16 protein-coding genes are annotated in these 21902 nt (G+C 56.5%); 11 read left to right on the top strand and 5 right to left on the bottom strand.

Features of this window, described 5'->3' with window-relative positions; translation table 11 throughout:
• The first annotated feature begins 8 nt into the window (after positions 1 to 8).
• The gene (locus tag P8935_RS10040) at positions 9 to 695 is read left to right on the top strand and encodes a hypothetical protein (protein WP_348264858.1); all 687 of its coding nucleotides are present in this window, start codon (positions 9 to 11) and stop codon (positions 693 to 695) included.
• 11 nt (positions 696 to 706) lie between these two features.
• Here the strand turns inward: P8935_RS10040 and P8935_RS10035 are convergent, their stop codons facing one another.
• Positions 707 to 1021: a helix-turn-helix domain-containing protein gene (locus P8935_RS10035; RefSeq protein WP_348264857.1), complete on the bottom strand. Its 315-nt coding sequence runs from the start codon at positions 1019 to 1021 to the stop codon at positions 707 to 709.
• Between the two features lie 85 nt (positions 1022 to 1106).
• On the opposite strand from P8935_RS10035, the gene P8935_RS10030 reads away from it, so the two are divergent.
• Positions 1107 to 1484, top strand: a complete 378-nt coding sequence (locus P8935_RS10030) for a VOC family protein (protein ID WP_348264856.1) — start codon at positions 1107 to 1109, stop codon at positions 1482 to 1484.
• Between the two features lie 54 nt (positions 1485 to 1538).
• Here the strand turns inward: P8935_RS10030 and P8935_RS10025 are convergent, their stop codons facing one another.
• Together P8935_RS10025 and P8935_RS10020 are read right to left on the bottom strand one after the other, a co-directional pair.
• Positions 1539 to 1907: a carboxypeptidase-like regulatory domain-containing protein gene (locus P8935_RS10025; protein WP_348264855.1), complete on the bottom strand. Its 369-nt coding sequence runs from the start codon at positions 1905 to 1907 to the stop codon at positions 1539 to 1541.
• The gene (locus P8935_RS10020) at positions 1904 to 2101 is read right to left on the bottom strand and encodes a hypothetical protein (RefSeq protein ID WP_348264854.1); all 198 of its coding nucleotides are present in this window, start codon (positions 2099 to 2101) and stop codon (positions 1904 to 1906) included. The genes P8935_RS10025 and P8935_RS10020 overlap by 4 nt, the downstream gene beginning before the upstream one ends.
• A gap of 147 nt (positions 2102 to 2248) precedes the next feature.
• On the opposite strand from P8935_RS10020, the gene P8935_RS10015 reads away from it, so the two are divergent.
• Positions 2249 to 3703: a M20/M25/M40 family metallo-hydrolase gene (locus P8935_RS10015; protein ID WP_348264853.1), complete on the top strand. Its 1455-nt coding sequence runs from the start codon at positions 2249 to 2251 to the stop codon at positions 3701 to 3703.
• Positions 3704 to 3776: 73 nt separating this feature from the next.
• Complete coding sequence (locus P8935_RS10010) at positions 3777 to 4598, top strand: rhomboid family intramembrane serine protease (protein WP_348264852.1); 822 nt, start codon at positions 3777 to 3779, stop codon at positions 4596 to 4598.
• A gap of 82 nt (positions 4599 to 4680) precedes the next feature.
• Here the strand turns inward: P8935_RS10010 and P8935_RS10005 are convergent, their stop codons facing one another.
• Positions 4681 to 5385, bottom strand: coding sequence for a response regulator transcription factor (locus tag P8935_RS10005; RefSeq protein WP_348264851.1), 705 nt, complete (start codon positions 5383 to 5385; stop codon positions 4681 to 4683).
• Between the two features lie 440 nt (positions 5386 to 5825).
• Here P8935_RS10005 and P8935_RS10000 point away from each other — a divergent pair, with 440 nt between their 5' ends.
• The 7 genes from P8935_RS10000 (at position 5826) to P8935_RS09970 (ending at position 17708) form a co-directional block, all read left to right on the top strand.
• Entirely contained in the window at positions 5826 to 7478 is a 1653-nt protein-coding gene (locus P8935_RS10000; protein WP_348264850.1) for an FAD-dependent oxidoreductase, read from the top strand.
• 41 nt (positions 7479 to 7519) lie between these two features.
• Positions 7520 to 9004: an ATP-binding protein gene (locus tag P8935_RS09995; RefSeq protein ID WP_348264849.1), complete on the top strand. Its 1485-nt coding sequence runs from the start codon at positions 7520 to 7522 to the stop codon at positions 9002 to 9004.
• A 153-nt stretch (positions 9005 to 9157) separates the two neighbouring features.
• Complete coding sequence (locus P8935_RS09990; protein WP_348264848.1) at positions 9158 to 10051, top strand: diguanylate cyclase; 894 nt, start codon at positions 9158 to 9160, stop codon at positions 10049 to 10051.
• Positions 10036 to 10920 carry a flagellar motor stator protein MotA gene (gene motA, locus P8935_RS09985; protein WP_348264847.1) on the top strand — a complete coding sequence of 295 codons (885 nt, stop codon included), beginning with the start codon at positions 10036 to 10038 and terminating at the stop codon, positions 10918 to 10920. The genes P8935_RS09990 and motA overlap by 16 nt, the downstream gene beginning before the upstream one ends.
• Positions 10921 to 10932: 12 nt before the next feature.
• Positions 10933 to 11736, top strand: a complete 804-nt coding sequence (locus tag P8935_RS09980; RefSeq protein WP_348264846.1) for a flagellar motor protein MotB — start codon at positions 10933 to 10935, stop codon at positions 11734 to 11736.
• Between the two features lie 79 nt (positions 11737 to 11815).
• Positions 11816 to 13399, top strand: coding sequence for a ribulokinase (locus P8935_RS09975; protein WP_348264845.1), 1584 nt, complete (start codon positions 11816 to 11818; stop codon positions 13397 to 13399).
• A gap of 109 nt (positions 13400 to 13508) precedes the next feature.
• The gene (locus P8935_RS09970; protein ID WP_348264844.1) at positions 13509 to 17708 is read left to right on the top strand and encodes a DUF3857 domain-containing protein; all 4200 of its coding nucleotides are present in this window, start codon (positions 13509 to 13511) and stop codon (positions 17706 to 17708) included.
• A 79-nt stretch (positions 17709 to 17787) separates the two neighbouring features.
• On the opposite strand, the gene P8935_RS09965 is transcribed toward P8935_RS09970, so the two are convergent.
• Positions 17788 to 21579, bottom strand: a complete 3792-nt coding sequence (locus P8935_RS09965) for a TonB-dependent receptor (RefSeq protein ID WP_348264843.1) — start codon at positions 21577 to 21579, stop codon at positions 17788 to 17790.
• Positions 21580 to 21902 lie beyond the last annotated feature (323 nt).

Below are 21902 nucleotides of genomic sequence, written 5' to 3'. Positions count from 1 at the left end.
TTTGAGATATGAACCTGCGCAAAGGATGTGCATTGCTGCTGGTGGGCGCGCTGCCAGCAAGTCTGGCTGGTTGCAGAGGGTACGGTTCGCACTTCGTTGATAGCGGGATGTCCGATAGCACGAAGGGGACATCTGGAGAACTCATCATCAACAAGATGGGTGGCGGAATTGACGTAGCGAATGCACCGCATGGAGCCACGCTGAACACGATGGGCGGCGGCATTCACGTGGGCAATGTCGCTTCATTTGCGCGGATAAAGACGATGGGCGGAGGAGTCGACGTTGACCATGCATCGGGGTCCGTTGACGCCACAACCATGGGCGGAGAAATCACGATTGGGACCTCTGAGGGGCCAGTGAAAGCAACATCCATGGGCGGCGGAATTACCGTACATGAAATTGGTTCCTCAGGCCAGGAGCGGGATATTCAGCTCACTTCGAAGGGCGGGGACATTCAGCTTACCGTCCCTAAGGATTTCCCGATGGAGGTGAAGATTACCCTCGCGTATACGCGGACCGACAAGCAATACCGCATCACGCAGCACGCCGGGCTGGACGTCCGCGAGTCGGACAATTGGGATAACTCATTTGGCACACCGCGCAAGTACATCCGCGCGCGCGGGATCGTTGGCAGCGGTCTGAACCATGTGACGATCGAAACCATCAATGGGAACGTGACTTTAAACCAGGAGTGACCAGCTGGCGGTCACCCGCGATCTTTAGTGCGTCGTGCGGCGTCACGCCACGGGCTGCGCACTGCATAGATGGGAGTCGCGGTCACCGTTTCTTTCTTTACAGTGAGCAGTTTGCGTCTCAGCAGCCAGCGAATAGAGGCCTGAGCAGAGCTTTTCGAAATTCCAACAGAGTCGGCTACCTGCTGATAGCTCACGCGCACTTCCGAGGCAGTTTTTGACTGCTCGGAAGCGAGCCATACGTACACCAGGAAACTAACCGGTTTTCGGTCGTGTCCCACCAGATCTCGCATCAACGTGTCGATGATGTAATCATCCAGTACCGGCATCTCTATACCAATAGCTACTATAGCATTCGATGCCTGATTGATTGCTGAAATTAGCCGAGATATTCTCTACGCACTGTGAGGAAAAATGATTCGAGGCATCAAGTTTGTGGGCATTCCAGTGCGTGACCAGGACGTAGCGTTGAAGTTTTATACCGAGGCTCTGGGAATGAAGGGGATGACGGATCAGCCGTACATGCCTAATCAACGATGGATAGAGTTGAAATTTGCCGGGGCTGATACGGGAATTGCGCTTTTTACGCCGGAAGGTCACGAAAAACGCATCGGCGATTTTCAATCCATTTCGTTCTGGTGCGACGATGTCTTTGCCACTGCGGATGCGATGAAGAAGAAGGGCGTGGTTTTCACGAAGGAGCCGACCACGGAAGAGTGGGGTTCGGTTGCTGTGTTCAAGGATGCAGACGGAAATCAGTTCGCTTTGTCGAGCAGGGGCAAGCTGAAGTAGCCTGCCCCGAATCTCAAGACCCTCGAACGGAATCGTTCGTGAAAACGGCGAGGGTTACTTGAATTTGAGTTCCGTTGAAAACTCCTTGCGTGCGTCCCAACTGCTGACTGTTTTGGTGGGACTTTTCTTGCCTTCCTTTTCAGCCCACAAATCGTAGTCATCGGTCATGTTGACCTGTGCAAAGCGAAAGCTGCCGTTTGTTGCGGACGTATAACTGCGTATCGACTTGGTTTTCTGATTTTTGAGGAACACTGTCGCCCCCTGCACGGGGGCTGAGTTGGCGTCGAGTACGAGGCCGGCCACATTGCGCTGACCCAGGTTCTGTGCGTAAGCTTCACCGGTTGGATGTACCGCTGGAACGATGCCTGCCGCAAGGGTGATAAAAACTGCCCATGTCGACAGTCTTGCGCGGTTGCCTTTCACTCTTCCTCCTCGTCCTCATTCAGAAAATCATCGTCGTCTTCGAGAATGCCGTCTTCCACTTTAGACAGTTCGAGCGGCTCGACACCGACGATTTCGTACTCAGTTCCACATTCACCGCAGGCGACCACGTCGCCCTCTTCCGCTTCTTCAACGTCGATATCTAAATCGTTTTCACATTCCGGGCAGCTTGTCATGGCAGCCTCCTCTCTCAAGGCATTTCGTGATGTAGGATGACGGTACCCTTAGGGTACGGACTTGGGTTAGTTTTAGGCAAACCGTGCCAAAGGTCAAGAGGCTGCTTCCCACTCTTGAAACCGAAGTACGACCTCCGGAGATTGACAATGTGGTTTGCTAGAACGGTCCTCCTTTGCGGGCTGGCGCTGATGTGTGATGCTGTCTGCGCTCAGCCAGACTACGCGCTGCATGCAATGCCGGTTGGTGTGCCGCCGGCCGATCCGGCAATTGCCCGGGCTATCGCCTTGATCAAGCCCGGTCAAATACATCAGACGATAGAAAAGCTGGTTAGTTTCGGTACGCGCAGCACCTTGTCGAGCATGGAGACGGATTTGCCGCCCCGCGAAGGCATTAACGCTGCGGCGGACTGGATCGCAGAAGAGTTCGAATCTATCTCCCGCGAGTGCGGCGGCTGCCTGGAGATCAAGCGCGACACCTTTACGGCTGATCCGGGCAGTGCCAGCGGCAGTCCATGGGCGGGGAGAATTCCCAAGCCGACAAAGATCACCAATGTGTATGCCATACAGCGGGGGACGGACCCAGCGCAATCCAAACGAATCGTACTGGTCACCGGCCACTACGACTCGCGCAATCTGAACATACTGGATGATCATGGTGCAGCACCGGGCGCGAACGACGATGCCTCTGGCGTCGCGGTCTCGCTAGAGTGTGCACGCGCCTTGAGCAAGCTGAAGTTTCCGGGGACCATTGTGTATGCAGCTGTAGCAGGCGAAGAGCAGGGACTAGTGGGATCGGGGCACCTTGCCAAAGTGGCGAAGGACGAAGGCTGGGATCTCGAAGCGGTGCTGAATAACGACATCGTTGGCGGAAACACGACCCCGGACGATCCATTGCAGTTGAAGGACAGGGTGCGCGTATTTTCAGAGGGCGTTCCGGTATCGGCTATTCCGGAGGAGGCGCGTAAGGTCCGTGCATTGGGCAAGGAGGATGACTCACCCAGCCGCGAACTGGCGCGGGCGATCGCTGAAACGACGCGAGCCTATTTCTCAAAGCAGGCGACAGCCAAACCCTTTTCGGCTTTTCTCGTAAACCGGCCCGACCGCTATTTACGCGGTGGCGACCACAGTTCGTTTAACCGCGAGGGGTTTGCGGCAGTGCGGTTTACCGAATGGCGCGAGGACTACAACCACCAGCATCAGAATGTGACCAAACCTCAGTCCGGATCGGAGTCGCCCGTGCTCGGTGACCTCATCGAATTTGTCGACTTCAACTACGTGGCTGCTGTAGCGCGTTTAAATGCGGCGACCCTGGCAACACTTGCCGCGGCGCCCGGTGAGCCGCAAAAGGTCATAATCGTAAACAAGATGACGGAGAATGGCTCGACACTTACATGGGAGCCGCCGGTCGGCGGAGGCGTAGCCCATTACGAGGTTCTGTGGCGCGAGACCACCGCGCCAAGCTGGCAATATGTAAAGCAGGTCGCGGCCACCGCTTCAGAGGGGCCGGTTACGGTTTCACTTCCTGTCTCGAAAGACAATGTGATTTTTGGCGTTCGGGCTGTCGATGCGAAAGGCCACCGAGGACTGGTTGTTGCACCATGAGGGATTTGCCGTTATTCCCAACGCTGATGTCCCAATGACACGCACAAGGCGTTCCATTTAACCTGTCACTACCATGGCAAGGATTGGCGCCAGTCCGTTAGCATTCCCTGATTTTCACGGCGCGACCCGTCGCCTGGTTCTGGTGAATCTCGGCTCTTACTTCCTTCTTGCTATCGCAGGAGTAGCGGCGCCGCTGGCTACGAGATCGGCTCTGGCCGGTCTGATTTTTAACCCGACGACATTTTTGCACGGGTGGCTCTGGCAGCCTTTCACCTACAGCCTTGTACATCCCACGGACCTAGTACTTGGCACGCTGTTTGAGCTGCTTTCGATCTGGTTTCTAGCTGGGTTCCTGGAGGCCTTTCACAACGACACCTGGATCATGGGGCTTTACGTCGCATCCGTCGTGGGCACAGCGCTGGCGGCGCTCGCGCTCTATGGCGCAAGTGTTTCAATGGGATTATCGCGGGACACGATTCCACTGTACGGTTGTTTCGGGGGCATCTTCGGACTGCTGATGGCAATCGGAGTGCTGTACGGGGATGTGCAGTTCCAGATGTTCTTCGTCATCGGCATCAAGGCGCGCTACATGGCGTTGATTTATGCGCTGGTTGCGATCGCGATGATGTTCGGCACCATGCGTATGTATGCGTTTGCGCAGCTCGGCGGAGCGCTGGCAGGATTGGTCTTCATCCGGATGGCACCGCGCCGCGGGTTCTCGTTTGTCTTTAGCGAGAAATGGTATGGGATACGCAACGGCTACTACCGCTGGAAACGCCGGAGAGCTGCAAAGAAGTTCGAAGTCTACATGCGCTCTCAGGGCCGGACCGTTAAGTTCGACGGCAGCGGAAAGCAGATCGACGAAGACCATGACGACGAGAAGCGCTGGAATTAAGCTCGAAGGTTAGCCAGTCAGAAGTACGAAGGCCGCTGATTCAGTCAGCGGCCTTCTTGCTTTCGAATTGACTCGAGTTATCTTACGACTGGGCAAGCGCCGGGGATCCGGTGGAAATGGCCGGAGCTTGCTGCATTTCCGCTTCGAGCTTGCTGCCTACTTCGGCAGCAGCCTGGGCCAGGACGCGGTGATGGATCGTAAACAAAGCGAGTTCGAGACGATCGCTGACGCCGGTCTTGTCGTAGATGGAGCGGAGGTAGTTCTTGATCACCTGCTCGGTGGTCTTGAGGCGCAGTGCGATTTCGCGGTTCTTGCAACCCTGGACGATGAGCGCGACGATGCGCATCTCCTTGGGTGTAAGCCGGTCGCGTACGCGAGTGCCGACCATATCCTCTTCGGGCGAGTCGGGGATCTGGAGTTGGGGAGGAGCCCAGGTGTCTCCGGCAGCCACGCGGCGAACGCACTCTACGAGCGCCTGGCCAGTGACGTTGCGGAAAACCACACCGCGGAAGCCCTGTTGCAGATAGCTGCTGGCGGCCTCGGTGTTTTCGGCAATGACGATGCCTCTGCTATTGGAGGCTTCGAGCAGCGTTTTCAGGCGGGCCATATCGGGCCGCAGGGATGCTGCGAAGACAACGATGGATCCGGGGAAGGTTGTGACTGCGTGCATCATCCGGTCCAAATCGGTGCATTGGGCAATAATCCGCAGGTCTTCGTCCATAGCCAGCACCTTCGCGGTGCCGGCCCTGAATATTGCCTGGGAATCAGCAAGAATGACCTTGTTCATGTTTTGCGCCTCTACGCCAGTGAAACAAACTCTGTGGGACCGAAACCGGCTCTTCTTTCACGGGCCGGGTGCTGCTTATCAATCGTTGGCAAACTTCAATCTGCCCTTTTACAGTTATCGGCAGACGGTTGAAAAGCTGTCGGGTAGCCCCATATAGGTGTAGTGGAAATCATACACATGCCTTTCGTCACCCCTGTCGCTCAGAGGTACCTGCACCTAGGTAATACCCTTGCCACATAGATTACAGCGCAAATGACCAAAACGTCACGGGGAATCCATCGAGGTTGTTTGCCCGTCCTGTTAACCGACTTGGCACAAAACAGAGCTATTGTGGATTATCAAACCCGCGAATGACCGTCTGTGTCGAGGCCAAAGCGCTGTGGATTTCACTGGAATGGAAGTGGTTGTAGCCGGACACAAAGACCGTAGACTGGAAGAGTATGGCGAGGCCGAATTTACTAGCAGTAGATGACGACGTAAGCGTTCTGGAAGCGGTCGTGCAGGACCTCCGACGCGAGTATGGGGCCGAATACCGTGTAATGCGGGCGGCGAGCGGGCAAGCGGCGCTCGACACTCTACAGCAATTGAAGACGCGCCAGGAGCCTGTAGCGCTGCTGCTAAGCGACCAGAGAATGCCGGGGATGACAGGCGTTGAGTTTCTGGAACGGGCGCAGGAGTTTTATCCCCACGCTAAACGGGTGCTTCTGACGGCCTACGCAGATACGGAAGCGGCTATCCGGGCGATCAATACGGCGCGGATTCACTATTACCTAAACAAGCCCTGGGACCCACCGGAGGAGAAGCTATATCCGGTTTTGAGCGATCTTCTGGACGACTGGAAGGCGGGATACCGGCCCCCATTTGAGGGTATCCGGGTGATCGGTAACCGCTGGGCTCTGAGCGACCATCAATTGCGCAATTTTCTTTCACGCAACCACGTTCCCTACCGCTGGATCGATGCGGCTACGAATGACGAGGCGCAAAAACTGCTGGATGAGCGGCAGCTCAAGGCAGACCAGCTGCCGGTGGTGCTATTTGCGGACGGAAGCGCACTGGCGGAGGCGAATCCTGATGCGCTGGCAGCCAGAGTTGGATTAAGCACCCACGCCACCCAAGAGTTCTACGACATGGTGGTGGTAGGAGCGGGTCCAGCGGGACTGGCGGCGGCCGTTTATGGCGCCAGCGAAGGCCTCAAAACGCTGGTTGTGGAACCGGTAGCACCGGGAGGACAGGCAGGTTCGAGTTCGAAGATTGAGAACTACCTCGGTTTTCCGGCTGGAATCACCGGATCGGACTTGGGGCGCCGTGCGCATACCCAGGCATCGCGTTTCGGGGCGGAATTCGTGACCCAGCGCGCGGTCGGGCTGCGAATTGAAGGGCAGTACCGGTTTGTGCAGTTGAGCGACGGACGCGAGGTGTCTTCGCACGTGGTCCTGCTCTCTCCGGGGGTGCAGTGGCGGAAGCTGGATATTCCGGGTGCAGAGAGGCTTACGGGGCGGGGGATTTACTACGGCGCGGCGCTGGTGGAGGCCATTTCCTGCCAGGACGAGGAAGTCTTCGTGGTGGGGGGAGCGAACTCTGCTGGTCAGGGAGCGTTGCACTTTGCCAAATATGCCCGGAAGGTGACGATGCTGGTGCGCGGGAAGGGGCTTTCGGCCACCATGTCGAAATACTTAATCGATGAGATTGAGCGCACATCCAATATTGTGGTGGAAACGCAAACACAGGTAATGGCCGCGGAAGGAGAAGACAGACTCGAAGCCTTGCGCTTGCGCGGTCCAAAAGGCGAATATTGCGTACAAGCAACGTCTCTATTTGTGTTTATCGGTGCGCAGCCGGGGGTGGAATGGCTTCCGGAGGCGGTTTTGCGCGACGAGAAGGGATTTGTGCTGGCTGGACCTGATTTGCGGCAAGACGGAAAGCTAGTGAGTGGCTGGCGAGAACAGCGCGAGCCGTTTCTGCTGGAGACCAGCGTTCCAGGCGTGTTTGTGGCTGGGGATGTGCGGCACGGATCAGTGAAGAGGGTGGCGTCAGCGGTAGGCGAAGGTTCGATTGCAGTGCAATTTGCGCATCAGTATCTGGCGGGGTTCTAAATGGGGATTGAAACGGCACGATGAGCGCAGGCGAACAATTGATGAACATTCAGTCGGTTCCTTTAGAGGAACTGGCCGGATCCCTGGGTCACACACGACCGTTTGCCGACGTCCCCGCAGACGCTCTGCAGAGCATTGGAATTGTCGAACGAGTGCATGCAAAAGCTGGCACGAAGCTGGCTGATCCCGGCCACGGATCGCTGTACTACTGGCTGGTTCTTGACGGCGAATGTCGCGCCGAACGAATTGAGGCTGACGGATCCTACACCACTGTGGGTACAGCCCAAGCCGGCGAAGCTTTTGGTGAGACTCCATTTCTGACGGGCAAGACACACGCGACGTTTCTTGTGACGGCAGTTCGCGATACGGACCTGTTGCGGTTTAGCGCGGACCAGTTCTGGGCGTTGATGGCTTGCTGCCCGGACGCTCGCAAAGTGATCCTCGCCGACATGTCGACCCGGCTTTCTGCCTACCAGGCGGAAGCGCTGCATCGGGAGAAACTGGTGTCGCTGGGGACGCTGGCGGCCGGATTGATGCACGAGTTGCACAACCCGGGATCAGCGGCAAAGCGAGCGGCATCGCAACTACGCGAAAACCTGATGAAACTGCAGGATCTCAGTCTGCGTTCGGCGAGCAAGCCTAAAACACCGGACCAGATGCAGTGCATGCATAACCTGCTGAAGCATGCCATGAAAAGCTGCCACGCGCCGGCTTTGAGTTCCATTGAACAGGCAGATGCCGAAGAGAAGCTAGCGGAGTGGCTACAGGATGCCGGGGTTGAAAACGCCTTCACAATCGCGCCGTCGCTGGTCGAGATTGGATTTGAGCAGGAAGAGCTGAAATGCGCTCGGGAGTATTTCGATGCAAGCAGCTTTTCGGACGCGCTGAACTGGCTTGAAGCACTGGTGTCGAGCGTCTCGCTGGTGTGCGCGATCGAAGAGAGTATCTCGCGAGTGTCTGATCTGGCGATGGCAGTGAAGAAGTTCGCGTACGACGACCGCTCGCCGGTGAAAGAGCTGGACGTGCACGACAGCCTGCAAAGCACGATCACGATCCTAGGACACAAGCTGCGCATTAAGCAGATTGCGGTGGAGAAGAAATTTACAGCAGCTCCTTCGGTAATTCAGACGCGCGGTTCTGCACTCAGCCAGGTGTGGACGAATTTAATTGACAATGCTGCTGATGCCTCTCCGGCGCAGGGACAGATTGAGATTGCCACGTGGACAGAACAGGGGGCGAGCGGCAACGGCGCAGGTCCTGCCTCGGATCCTGGATGGCTGGCGGTGAGCATTACCGATCACGGTCCCGGAATTCCGGCAGATGTGCTGCCGCGTATATTTGAAGCGTTTTTCACCACCAAGCCACAGGGCTCGGGTACCGGCTTGGGCCTGGAGATTGTGCATCGCATCGTGACGCAGAAGTTCGGCGGGAAAATCGATGTCGAGTCGCATCCGGGTAACACGCGATTCGTGGTGCGGCTGCCGCTCGGCGGCGTGAGCAACGGAATCGGCGTAAAGACAAAGTAGTTCCCTTCTTGTCTTTTCAATTCGATTATTGATCTTCGCTACCGGGGGTTGGCTCCGGTCTTCCTCGATTCCTCGCCTTGAGAGGAATGCCTCATTATGACTTGATCAAGATGTGCGCGTCTTCGCCGATGAATGAGGTGGAGGAACCGGCGAATGGCGGATCGGACAGAACTGCTGGAATCGGCGCTGGACAGCCTGACGGAGGGCGTGGCTCTCGCGGATCATGACGGCAACGTAGTCCTTTGGAGTCGTGCGGCAGAGATCATTACCGGGTTTGCTGGCGGCGAGGTTGTGGGACATAGCGTACGGAAGGTTCTGAATTTCCTGCTAGCTGATGGTGCACATCCTTGGGTCAGGCATGCAGATGAGGAAAGCGCACGAGGGCGCGGATCGCTGGTGGTGGCGCAGCACAAGGTGGGCCATGAAATCCCATTGATGGCGCGTGTGCTGGTACTGCGCGATGGACTTGGCGGGAGGATCGGGACTGGGGTGGTGTTTCATCCTGCCGAGAGTATTGACGCGCTGCCGCATGGGGAACTCGATGAGAGTTCGAGCATTGGCGAAAGCCAGGCAGAACTTGAGGACCGACTCGCGACCATGCATGAAGATTTTCTGCACAGCCATATTCCCCTGGGCGTGTTGTGGGTGACGGTGGACCAGGCGAGGGTGTTTCGTCGCACGCACGGCGTGAGAGCGTGCGAAGCAATGCTGGAAAAAGTGGAACGCACGCTGGCAGCGGGATTAAAGCCTGCGGAAGAGATTGGCCGCTGGGGTGACGATGAGTTTCTGGTCCTGTCGCATGAGCGGAACACGCCAATGCTTGCGGCCCACGCACAAATGCTGGCGGGACTGTCGCGCACCACGGAATTTCGATGGTGGGGCGATCGTGCGTCTTTAACCGTGAGCATCGGAGCGGCTCAGGCGGAGCGGGGCGAACCGTTGGCCAATTTACTCGAGCGGGCACAGGCTGCCATGTTTGCGAGTGTACGTGCTGGAGGAAATCACATCACTGCATCGCAGGGGAGACTTGCATGTTTGCCATCATAGGCATCGTTATGGTGTTCGGCGCAGTGATCGGTGGGTTCCTGATGGAGAAGGGACACATGGCGGTGCTGGTACAGCCTGCCGAGTTGCTGATCATTGCCGGAGCTGCAACGGGAACGCTGCTGGTGGCAAACCCGATGCACATTTTGAAGGGGATCCTCGCGGGCCTGAAGGGTGTTCTGAGCAGTTCGAAATTTGGCAAGCAGCGTTATTTGAATCTGCTGAAGATGATGTACATGTTTCTGAATAAGGTACGCAAAGAAGGCTTGCTGAGTGTCGAGAACGACGTGGAGAAACCTAAGGAGAGCGCGGTCTTCAAGGCCTTTCCCGATTTTCTTGCCGATCATCATGCGCAGTATTTTGTTTGTGACACCTTGCGGATGGCGATCACGGGCGGCGTCGATCCCTTTGATATGGACCAGATGATGGAATTGGATATGGAGGTACATCATCAGGAAGCCACTCAGCCGGTGGCTGCGCTGACAACGATGGCTGACGCATTGCCGGGGCTGGGAATTGTCGCAGCGGTGCTGGGAGTGGTGATCACGATGGGTTCGCTTGGCGGTCCACCGGAAGAGATTGGCGAGAAGGTAGCAGCGGCCCTGGTGGGCACGTTTCTCGGCATTCTGCTGTGTTACGGAGTAGCGGGGCCATTGAGCGCAAACATGGCCAAGACTGCCGATGAGCATAACGACTATCTGCATGTGTTGCGAGTACTGTTGCTAGCTTTTCTCAAAGGTTCGGCGCCAATGATTGCGATTGAGTTGGGGAGGCGGGCGATTCCTGCGCGGGTACGGCCGACCTTTGATGAGATGGAGAAATTCTGCAAGGGTCAAGGTAGCGTCTCCGGCGTGGCGGCCAAGGCTGCGTAGAAAGACATTTACATGGCTGCAAAGACACAACCGATTATCGTCATCAGGAAGAAAAGCGGACATGGTGGACATCATGGCGGCGCATGGAAGGTGGCGTATGCGGACTTTGTGACCGCGATGATGTCGCTGTTTATCGTGCTGTGGCTGATGAATTCGAGTGAAAAGGTAAAGAAGGCAGTGGCGGGATATTTCAATGATCCCAGGGGCACGGGCACGATGATGGGCACGACGCTGACGGGCACGGGTGAAACCGTTGCCATAGCAAGTTCGGATAACATGCAGAAGCTCAAACAAAAACTTGAGGAAGAGATCCGCGCGAAAAAAGATCTGGAAAAGCTTTCGAAGCAAATTGAAATCACGATTACGCCTGAAGGATTACGCATCGAATTGCTCGAAGATAAAAATGGGACCTTCTACCAAAGTGGGAGTGCGCGGCTAAGCGATAGCGGGCAGGAGTTGCTGGAATTGCTGGGCGGCGAATTGAAGACTCTTCCGAATGCCCTGCTGATCGAGGGACACACGGATGCGGCGCAGTATTCCGATGACACCAACTACAGCAACTGGGAGTTGTCTGCAGATCGCGCCAATTCAGCGCGACGACTACTGCAACAGCACGGCGTGCGCGGCAACCAGGTGACGCAGGTGCGCGGCTACGCCGATCAGTTGTTGCGGGTGAAAACGAATCCGTATGATCCGTCGAATCGGAGGATCTCAATTCTGGTGAAGAACCAGGATGGAACGCCGGCAAAACTGAAGGGAGCAACCGAAGTGACGGCAGCGCTCCAGACGGCAGAGAAAAGCGCGCCGAAGAAGTGAGCCGAATGCACCCGATAGGTCTGCGGCGGTGGTGTAGTCTGGTGCCGATGCTGGAAAGCGTTTACCACTGGAGCATGGAATGTCGGTAGTAGCAGGAGTTGATTTTGGCACGCTGAGTGTGCGTGTAACGCTGGTTGACAGTCAGTATGGCCCGATTGGCACTGCATCGGCTTCATATGCGCTGCACCGCCGCCGCGAAGATCCGGATTTTGCCACGCAATCGCACGCTGACCAGATGGCTGCCCTTGCGGTTGCGACGAAAGATGTGCTTGCCGCGACTGGAATCAGCGGAGGCAATGTCGAAGCCATTGCGCTCGATACCACCGGTTCTAGCGTGATCCCGGTGGGCGAAAACCTTGAGCCGCTGGATGAATACTATTTGTGGTGCGATCATCGCGCGCATGCGGAGGCGGAGGAGATCACCACCAAGGCGCATGCGAAGGGGCTGGAAGCAATTGAGTGGTGCGGCGGCGTCTATTCGCACGAGTGGGGGTTCGCAAAGCTGCTCCACTGGTTGCGCCACAATCCAGGCAAACGGGATTCATTTGTGACCGCGCTCGAACACTGCGACATGGTTGCGGCAACTCTGAGTGGCGTTAAGAACGTCAAGGACCTGAAGCGCAGCGTGTGCGCGATGGGCCACAAGTGGATGTGGAATCCGAAATGGGGCGGATTGCCGCCGGAAGAGTTTCTGGTTTCGGTCGATCCCCTGCTGGCCGGTGTGCGCGCAAAAATGGGCGGCGAGTATCTGACCAGCGACAAGGTCGCCGGATACTTATCAGCGGAGTGGGCTGAGAAACTGGGCTTACGCGCGGGCATTCCAATCCCCGTAGGTGCGTTCGATGCGCACTGGGACGCGATCGGTTCGCATATCCGCGAAGGCGACGTAGTGAATGTAGTGGGAACGTCGACGTGCATCATTGCAATGGCACGTGAAGCGCAACTGGTGCCAGGGGTTTGCGGAGTGGTGCCAGGCAGCGTTCATCCTGGCTATACCGGAATTGAAGCGGGGCTCTCGGCGACTGGTGACATTTTTGAAGCGATTGCGCAACGGTCGCAGACTCGAGTCTTCGAATTGTCGAAGGGACTCGAAGAGTTCAGGGCCGGACAAACAGGCCTATTACGTTTGAGCTGGGATAACGGCGATCGCACGGTGCTGGTGAATCCGGAACTTGGGGGGATAACGCTGGGATGGAATCTGGTGCACACGGCGCAGGATGAACTGTTCGCGGCGATCGAGGGAACCGCGTTTCACACGCGGATCATTCTTGAGCGCATGGCAGAGCATGGCGTGCGCGTGGATCGCGTGATCAATGCCGGAGGAATACCGCAAAAAAACGAAGTGCTGAACCAGGTATACGCCAATGTGCTGAACAAGCCGGTCCTGGTGCCAGCCGGTGTCCCCACAAGCCTAGGATCGGGAATCATGGCACTGCTGGCCGCGGGCATCTACAAGACCATTGAAGAAGCGCAGAAGGCGGTGTGTCTGCCATTCCGTACTATTGAGCCGGATCGGCGTTCGGTTGAGGTCTACGAGCGGCTGTATGCGCTCTACAAGGACGTCTATTTTGCGCTCGGACAGAGGCATGCTCCAGCGATGCCACTGGGGCGGGTTCTGCCGGAGTTGCGCGAAATCGCGACGGAGGCGAGGCGCGCACTCTAGTAGGATTTTCCACCCGGTAACTATGGTGGCCAAAGACTTATGCGCTGCTCTTGCGCTTGCCTTTACACCGGTTTACCGTGAACTGTAACCCTGCTCAATGAGGAGCGCTGTGCCCCTTCTCGTGTTGCGTCGTTTTGTACCTTGCTTACTGGTTGTCGCGATACCCGGTGTGGCGGGTTTGGACTCTCGCGCTCAGCAGAATGTTCAGCCGTGGAACGCACCCCATTTTTCTGTTCCCGCAAGAGATTTGTATCAGGCTGCGTCTGAAGTGGCTACGCCTGATGGCGCCAATGTGACGTTGTTTGATGACGACGAAAAATTCAGTTTCGATGAAGCGGGCCGGCTTACGCATGTAGGCCACTACATCTACAAAGTGCTGACTGCCAAGGGCGCAGAGGGCTGGGATAGTTTGTCGGTCGGCTGGGATCCGTGGCACGAGGTGCGGCCGGTGATTCGCGCACGCGTGATTGAGCCGGATTACTCTGAACACACCCTTGATCCGATTGCTATTACGGAGGAACCAGCGCGCGGCGGCGACTACAAGACTTACAGCGACGGCAAAAGACTGCATGCGCCGCTGCCGGCGATTGCTCCTGGCGTGGTGGTGGAAGAGGAATACTTCGAACGCGAGACGGAACCCTTCTTTGCACCGGGACGGGTGGGGCGTTCCTTCTTTGGTCATGAAGAAGTGCCGGTATCGCACAGCAGGGCTGTGTTTGAGGCGCCGGCGAGCTTGCCGTTGCGCATTGAGACGCGCTTGCTTCCGGGAGTAACTCCGAATCGCGTTGAAGCGAACGGACAGGTCACAACGACTTATGAAATTGGCTCGCTGGAGGGGATTGAAGGGCGCGATGCGAACTTGCCGCCCGATGCGTATATCTTTCCCGAGATCGATTACTCCACGGGCAAATCGTGGCAGTCTCTGGCAACTGAGTATTCGAAGATTGTCGATAGTAAGGCGGTATCTGATTCAGTGCAATCGATCGTGGATGGATTGATTGCTGGTAAATCAACAACCGGCGAAAAGGAAGCCGCGATTCTCGACTATGTTGACCGCGAAGTTCGATACACAGGGATCGAATTCGGCGAGGCAGCAATTGTGCCGCATAATCCAGCGGAGACGCTGGCGCTGAAATACGGCGACTGCAAGGATAAGGCAACCTTGCTCGTAGCGATGTTGCGGGCAGCGGGTATTAATGCTTATGTGGCGCTTCTAAACGCAGGTTCGCGGCTGGACGTGCCGTCCGAATTACCTGGCATGGGATTATTCGATCACGCCATTGTGTATGTGCCGGGCACTCCCGCGCACCACCCCGGCAACGTGGACCTGTCGCCGGGGACCACGGGGCTTTGGATCGACGCGACCGATCAATACGCTCGACTGGGACAATTGCCTATCAACGACCAGGGCAGACACGCCCTCATTGCGCGCCCGGAAAGCACATCGCTCACCGTCACTCCTGAATCCACGTCCCGTGAAAATGTGCTGCTGGAAATGCGCGAGATTCGCCTTAGCGAAAATGGACCGGCAACAGTGATCGAGAAAACTCTGCCATCGGGCGTGTTCGAATCGCACTATCGCGCGTTCTATGCGGACAAGCCGGACAAGGAGACGCGCGACGGACTGACGAGTTATGTGAAGGCGCAGTATATCGCCGACAAACTCACCAAGGTGGATCGCAGTGATCCGGGAGACTTGACGAAACAGTTTGAGTTGACACTGCAATGCGAGAAGGCACGGCGCGGGTTCACCGATCTGGACAGCGCGATTGCAGCGATTCGCGTTGACACACTTTTCCAGCAATTGCCCGAGGACCTGAAGCGCAAGGACGATAGCGAAGAAAAAAAGAAAAAAGACGATCAAGAGAAGCCGAAGAAACCGCGCACAGCGGATTGGGAACTCGATCAGCCTTTTACAGCCGAGTGGAAATACAAAATTGTTCCGCCGACGGGATTCGTGCCCAAGGAGTTGCCGAAGGACGATCGAATTGTGATGGGGCCAGCGGTGCTGACGGAGAGGTTTTCAAAGGCACAGGATGGCGTGGTGGAAGCGGATCTGGCGTTCGACTCGGGAAAGCGGCGCTTCACGGTCGCCGAAGCAACCGAGTTGCGCAACAAAGTTACTGAGTTTGTGGCGGGCCCTGCGCTATTTGTGAATTTTGAGCCGGAGGGCGAGGCACTTCTTCACGAAGGCAACGTGAAGGAAGCGCTCGCGAGTTATCGCAGTTTGATTGCAGCGCGTCCCAACGAACCGGTTCACCACCTGCAAGTGTCGCGGGTGTTAATGCAGGCAGGAATGGGCGAAGCGGCCCGGGCCGAAGCGCGCGAAGCAGTGAAGCTCGATCCGACGTCGGCCCTCGCTGAGCGCACACTGGCCGACATTTTGAAACACGATCTCGTAGGACGAGAGCTACGGCCGGGGACGGATTGGGCAGGCGCGGCAGAGGCATACCGGGCAGCAACCAGACTCGATCCGGATGATCACACCGCTGAAGGAAATCTTGCGATTCTGCTGGAGTATGACGCAGTGGGACGTCGTTATGGCGAGCAAGCGCATTTGAAACAGGCTGTGGCGGAATATCAAAAGCTGGGGCAGGACAAGCTTGCTGAGTTGGAGATTCCAAATAATCTTCCCTATGCAATGTTCTACAGCGGTGACGCTGCGGGAGCGATCAAAGCTGCACAGGCACTGAATCCGCCTCCAGTCGCTTTGATTGCGGCCGGCATTGCGGTTTTGCAGGGAAGCAAGGAGGGATTGGCAGAGATCAACAAACGCATGAACTCCGATTCCGCATTCAAGGAGACAGCACGCACCGCGGGCGAGATGCTGATGAACACGCGCCACTATGCTCTGGCTGCGGATTTTCTGCAAGCCGGCGCCTCGGGTGACAACGCCGCGCAGACGATGGGGCTGGCAGGGATGCTACGCGATGCCAAGCGACACGAAGATCTGCAGTTTGCGAATACACCTGCAGATTTGGTTAAGCACATTTTTGTGCTGACCATGGATCCAGATCTTACCGAGGCAAAGATGATGGCACTGGCGAGCAAGAACGCCATCATCACGATGAAAGCGACCGATCCCGAAGAGATAAAGAAGTCCCTTGATACTGCTAAAAAGCTGAACAGCCAGATGGCGCGCAAGGATAACTCGCTCGACGTGACCGTCGACATTCTGGTGGAAGCGTTCGATCCCAAGGTGGAGGGTGACGATAGCACCGGGTATCGCGAGAAGGTACAGATTCCCGGTGGTCCGAGTCTTACATTCTTTGTGGTGAAAGAAGGTGGCCAGTACAAACTGCTGGACTCGACGGACAAACCAAATTCGATGGCGCTGGAGATGCTGGATCGGATTGCGAGCGGCAATTTGAATGGCGCTAAGGTGCTGCTGGACTGGATTCGCGAAGATCAGCACCTGGGCGGAGGAGATGACACGCTGGGCGGACCCGTGTTTCCGCGGTTCTGGATCAAGGGACAGGCGGCTGACGCGCACAAGATGACGCTGGCGGCGGCCGCGCTGATGGTGGGAACCAAGCCAACGGCTGCGCAGGGAATAAAACTACTGGAAGAGGCGCGCAAAAACGCCGCGAGCGATCGCGACAAGACCAATATCGAACTTGCGCTTGCTGAGGGCTACTCGCAGTTGAATGATTACGCGAAGCTCGAGGAAGTGGGGTCAGACCTTTTGAAGGAAGTACCGGAATCGCGCAGCGCGTTCATGACGAATGTGGAGGCGCTGATTGGATTGAAACGTTACGATGACGCGCTGGCGCTTTCGGACGCGCGGTTGAAATTGCTGGAAGGTGATGCCGACGCACTGCAGGCAAAGATGCGCGTCGAGGCAAGCCGAGGCAACTATGCTGCGGCACGAGGATGGATCCAGAAACTGATCGATCAAGGCAAAGGGGACGCGAGCCTGCTGAATTCAATGGCGTGGTTTGCTCTCTATACGGGCAAGGTAGATCAATCCGACGTTGCAACTGCAACCAAAGCGACACAGATGGATCAGAATAGCCCAGCGATTCTACATACCATGGCATGCGTATATGCCGAGACTGGCAAGACGAAAGAAGCGCACGACTTGCTTTTGCGCGCCATGGATGAGTTGAACCTGGACGAACCGGATGACGACTATTGGTATGCTTTCGGACGTATCGCCGAGCAGTACGGTGAGCGTGACGTTGCAATTTCGGATTATCGCAAGCTGGAGAAGCCGAAGGAAGCGATGGCGATTCCGGCGTCCAGCTGGCAGCTAGCTCAGAACAGGCTGAAGGTGTTGGGGGCGGAGGAAACTGTCGGAGGCAAGTGAAAAGACCAAGAATTTAGAAACTGAAGTGAAGACGCCGGAAGAGCGAAAGCTCTTCCGGCGTCTTGTTTCTGGTCTGTAGTTAGAAGTCGACGCGCAGGCTGAACTGCATACGGCGGGGAACGCTCAGCTCGGTACTGGCCACGCCAAGGTTGCCGCCGGTAAGACCCGACCCGATTGAGGCCGCATCGAAGCGGACGGTGTTGGTGACGTTGTAGACCTCCCAAGCGAACTTCAGGGTACCGAATTCGCGTATGGCCCAGCTCTTGCTGACTCCGGAGTCGACATTGAAGAGACCATCGCCACGGAAGTTGTTGCGCTGGCCCGCTTCACCGGGATAGGGGAGACGAACATTTCCGCCATTGCAACCGCCGCAGGAGACGCCGCTGTTGATGGCTGCCGGATCGGCGAAGAACTGCGGATTTCCACCCTGATCAAGGTGACGCTTCATCTTCACAGGTCCGGTAGTAACCCCGTAGCTTTCGATCTGCCAGTCGGTCGACCAGCCGGGCTCGAAGAAGGAGAATGGCAGGCCACTGGACCAGCGTTCGATTCCTGACCATTGCCATCCGCCAATCGCAGCGTTGACAAGGCTGTTGGCGTGGCCACCCCAGGACTGACCGCGGCCGAAAGGAATCTGATAGACCCAGTCAGTCGTTATCAGGTGGCGTGTGTCAAAGTCTGAGGAACCGCGTGAGAGCTTCGGCTTCCAGGTGTTGGTGATTTCGCTGAATGCGCCGGAGTTTGAGCTAAAACCGCCAAACTCAGTGCTGCGCTCTGTGTCGGAGCCCATGTCAATGGAGTGAGACAGAGTGTAGCTGAAGTCGACGGTAAGGCCGTGAGCTGTCGGATGACGAAGAATGAATTGTCCGGCACCGTAGTAGCTGTTGCCGATCGTGGACAACGCGTAAAGCGAAGCGAACTGATCCTGCCAGAACTTCGGCTGATAGCTGGCACACTGCGCGTCGGTTAGATATGAGCAGAAGAAGTCCAGATCCGCTAGTGCGCTGGTTGCTCCTAACTGGGCACGATAGGGCGCCCATTCATGGGTGTAGATCGCCTGGGTTGCGCTTTCATTCGGTCCGTCAAGGTTGGCCATGAAGGGGAAGACATCTTCAAAATATTGGATGGGCTGGACAGTCGCAGAAGGATCGCCTCCCGCGGCATCCACAGCCTTCGAGAGTTGTGTGCCAGCCGCGTAGTAGTCCCCACCTCCCTGCGGGTCGACATAGTCCACTGGCTCTGCCAGATCGAGTTGCTGTAGCAAGTGGTGTCCGAGGCGACCGACGTAAGCACCCTCAACAGCCCACCCGTGTGGCAGTTCATGCTGGATAGATAGATCGAAGGTCTCAGAGTATGGGGTCTGGAGCTTGCTATCGATTCCCCATTGAATGGAGAAGTTATTTTGCGGGTAGAGGTAAGGGAACGTGATGGTTGACGCGCTGGCCGCACCGGTACTGATATTGGGGAACGTCCGGTTGTCGATGAATCGAGGCGATCCCGGGTGCTTGCAATTCGTAGCGCACTGGCCTTCGATCTGGTAAACCCCGGCTGGATTAGAAATCGAGGAGCTCATGCCGAAAGAGCCATTCTGATCGAAGATATTCACCAGTGACTGGCCGAAGTGATCGTAGTAAATTCCGGCGCCTGCGCGAATCGAAGTTTTGCCGTTTGGCGAGTAGGCGATGGCAAGCCGAGGAGCAAAGTTCGCCTTCTGTTTGGGCCAATAGCCGGGTTTGTTATAAAACTTTCCGGCCGGTGCAAACGAGAGGTCGGGCTCATAGACCTGGCCTTTAAGAGCGGCAGATTCGCGTTGGAGATACCAGGTATGAGTGTCGATGGTGGGAGTGACTTCCTGACCGGACGATTCGTAAGGTGTTTGGAGGATAGTGTGGCGCAGGCCCAATGTGAGGGTCAGGTTCGGTTTCACGCGCCATGCGTCCTGCACATACCATTCCAACTCGTTGGTAACGAAGTGGCGTTGAAGCGGCACGCCATCGGCGAGAGCCGTACCCGATGTCGGGCTGGTCAGCTTGTAGTTGAACACATCGGTGATTTGCGGAATGGTGCCGACCAAGTTAGCAAAGGCGATCTCGTAGGAATTCGTGAACGATGAGTCCACTTTTGGTCCGGTTGTGTTGCAGGAACTGTCGAGCAGGCAAGGATCAGGAGCGCTGCCGCCAACCCAATATGGATTGGAAGTGGCGCTGTTGAACGAGTTCGCGTTTGAGGTGTGATTCTGATGCACCAATCGCCAGTTGCCACCGAGCTGGATGGTATGGTTGCCCTTGTTCAGCGTGAAGTTGTCGATGAGGTTGTTGACCGGGACGCTGGTGACAGAAGAGCGCGTCTCCGCCGTTGGTGAGTTGATGAAACGGAAATCAACGTAGTCGCCAGTGCCGATTCCGGCATAAGAAAATCCCTGGCGGACATAGCCGAACCGGATGTCATTAATCATCCGCGAGTTGATGGTCCACGTTTCTCCAGCGGTAATACCCTTGCTGTCGTCCACCAGGGTTCTTGAAGGCGGCTGACCGGGAAAATGCTCCGGGAAAGCGGTTGTATCGTCCTGCAGATTGCCGCGCACAAATATGCGGTGCTTGTCGGACGGAATGTAGTCGAGGCGCGCAATGCTGGTGTTCAAGTGGATTGGCGCCGGAGAAGAGAACGAAAACGAGCCCGTGTTGAATCCGTCACCAAGCGAGGTTCCGTTGGCAGCAGGCATTGCATTCAGGTATGCCAGTACGTTTGGATTCGGTCCCGGAGGATTGGGATACGCAGGTGTATTGCAAACCTGGCAGCCGCTATCGAGCGAGGTGACCTGACTGGCGTTAATCGTCGTTGTATCGCCGGCAGGATCGTTGACGTAGGTAATGCTGCCCTGCTGATAGCTTGCCGTCGGCGAGGTGGTGGTCACCTGCTGATTTTCAGCAAGACGCGATGCCTCGAAGTTGCCGAAGATGAAAAGCTTGTCCTTCTTGATGGGTCCGCCGAGATCTCCGCCAAAGATGTTGCGGATTAGCTTGCCGGGGACGTTGGGCAGATTGTTGGCTGTCTCTGCCTGTTTATTGAACCAATCATTGGCGACGGTAATGGTGGGACGGTTGTACTCATAGGCGGCGCCGTGAATCTTGTTGGTGCCGGATTTAGTGACCATGGAGATCTGCGCACCGGAAGAACGACCCGCATCGGCATTCGCATCACCGGTGGTAACGCGAAACTCTTCGATCGAATCCTGGGTCTGGCGAAGGACGCCCGTAAAGGCGAGGCCGCCGATCTGGTCGTTATCGTCAACACCATCCAGTGTGACGTTTCCCTGGTCTGAACGGCCACCGTTGACTGCACCGCTTCGGCTGTCGCCGGCTCCATAGCCCGGAGGTGGAAGATACAAGACGCCGGGCTGGAGCGAAAGCAGATCGGGCACATTCCGCGTTTCGCTCGGCAGAGCCTGAATTTCTGCGGTGCCGGCGGAGGAGCCGAGAGAGGCATCGCTCGTATTCAGAGTTTGAGCAATCGCCGACACATCTACTGTGACAGAACTGGCCTGAACCGAGAGGTCGAAGTTAATGGTGGCGGGTTGGTTTACCAGGAGTTCCGCAGACTTGGTCTGATCTCCGAATCCCGTTGCAGTGACGACGATGGTGTACTTCGACGGATTGATCTGCGCAAAGCTGTAGGAGCCAGAGTTGTCCGCAATTGTCGATAGCGATTTTCCATTTGCTTTGTCGGTTAGTGTGACTTTGGCTCCCGGAACCAATGCCCCGGAAGGGTCTTTGATTGTGCCGCGGAGTGAGGTGGTGGCGAGCTGGCTGAATGCAGATGTGGCGATGGAAAGGATACAGAGCAGTATCCATCCCGATAGGGACTTTTTCACGGCTGTTCCTCCAAAAAATTAGCTGCTAGTTTGGTCGAGGGAAGCGACCTTATTTCTTTTCGCCCGAACGGTCAGAGCCGATCGCGCATTGATTATCGTCCGGTATAGTTCATCACTCCTGAGGTCAAAGAGTGGGGGGCCGCGGGTGTCAAAATGCCGCGTCGTAGCGTTTTAGCAACGCCGGCATCGATCGCCGGGTTCAGCGGGTTCCTATAAATTTATTCTGTCAACCGATGAGGATTCAATAAAAAAAGTTTAGAAAACGGGTTCAGTTTGATCACAAAAAGCATTGCTGATCCTAAAAAATACCGGCTCGTATCGCA

The sequence above is a fragment of the Telmatobacter sp. DSM 110680 genome (genome assembly GCF_039994875.1).
Lineage (GTDB): Bacteria > Acidobacteriota > Terriglobia > Terriglobales > Acidobacteriaceae > Telmatobacter.
The sequence above is the reverse complement of the archived record's forward strand: the minus strand, read 5'-3'. Positions and strand labels throughout refer to the sequence as shown.

Excerpts from the sequence above, each read along its gene's own strand:
- P8935_RS09995 (WP_348264849.1), top strand. The coding sequence starts at position 7,520 with ATGAACATTCAGTCGGTTCCTTTAGAGGAACTGGCCGGATCCCTGGGT.
- P8935_RS10015 (WP_348264853.1), top strand. The coding sequence starts at position 2,249 with ATGTGGTTTGCTAGAACGGTCCTCCTTTGCGGGCTGGCGCTGATGTGT.
- P8935_RS10035 (WP_348264857.1), bottom strand. The coding sequence starts at position 1,021 with ATGCCGGTACTGGATGATTACATCATCGACACGTTGATGCGAGATCTG.
- P8935_RS10000 (WP_348264850.1), top strand. The coding sequence starts at position 5,826 with ATGGCGAGGCCGAATTTACTAGCAGTAGATGACGACGTAAGCGTTCTG.
- P8935_RS09990 (WP_348264848.1), top strand. The coding sequence starts at position 9,158 with ATGGCGGATCGGACAGAACTGCTGGAATCGGCGCTGGACAGCCTGACG.
- P8935_RS10020 (WP_348264854.1), bottom strand. The coding sequence starts at position 2,101 with ATGACAAGCTGCCCGGAATGTGAAAACGATTTAGATATCGACGTTGAA.
- P8935_RS09980 (WP_348264846.1), top strand. The coding sequence starts at position 10,933 with ATGGCTGCAAAGACACAACCGATTATCGTCATCAGGAAGAAAAGCGGA.
- P8935_RS10010 (WP_348264852.1), top strand. The coding sequence starts at position 3,777 with ATGGCAAGGATTGGCGCCAGTCCGTTAGCATTCCCTGATTTTCACGGC.
- motA (WP_348264847.1), top strand. The coding sequence starts at position 10,036 with ATGTTTGCCATCATAGGCATCGTTATGGTGTTCGGCGCAGTGATCGGT.
- P8935_RS09975 (WP_348264845.1), top strand. The coding sequence starts at position 11,816 with ATGTCGGTAGTAGCAGGAGTTGATTTTGGCACGCTGAGTGTGCGTGTA.
- P8935_RS10030 (WP_348264856.1), top strand. The coding sequence starts at position 1,107 with ATGATTCGAGGCATCAAGTTTGTGGGCATTCCAGTGCGTGACCAGGAC.
- P8935_RS10005 (WP_348264851.1), bottom strand. The coding sequence starts at position 5,385 with ATGAACAAGGTCATTCTTGCTGATTCCCAGGCAATATTCAGGGCCGGC.
- P8935_RS10040 (WP_348264858.1), top strand. The coding sequence starts at position 9 with ATGAACCTGCGCAAAGGATGTGCATTGCTGCTGGTGGGCGCGCTGCCA.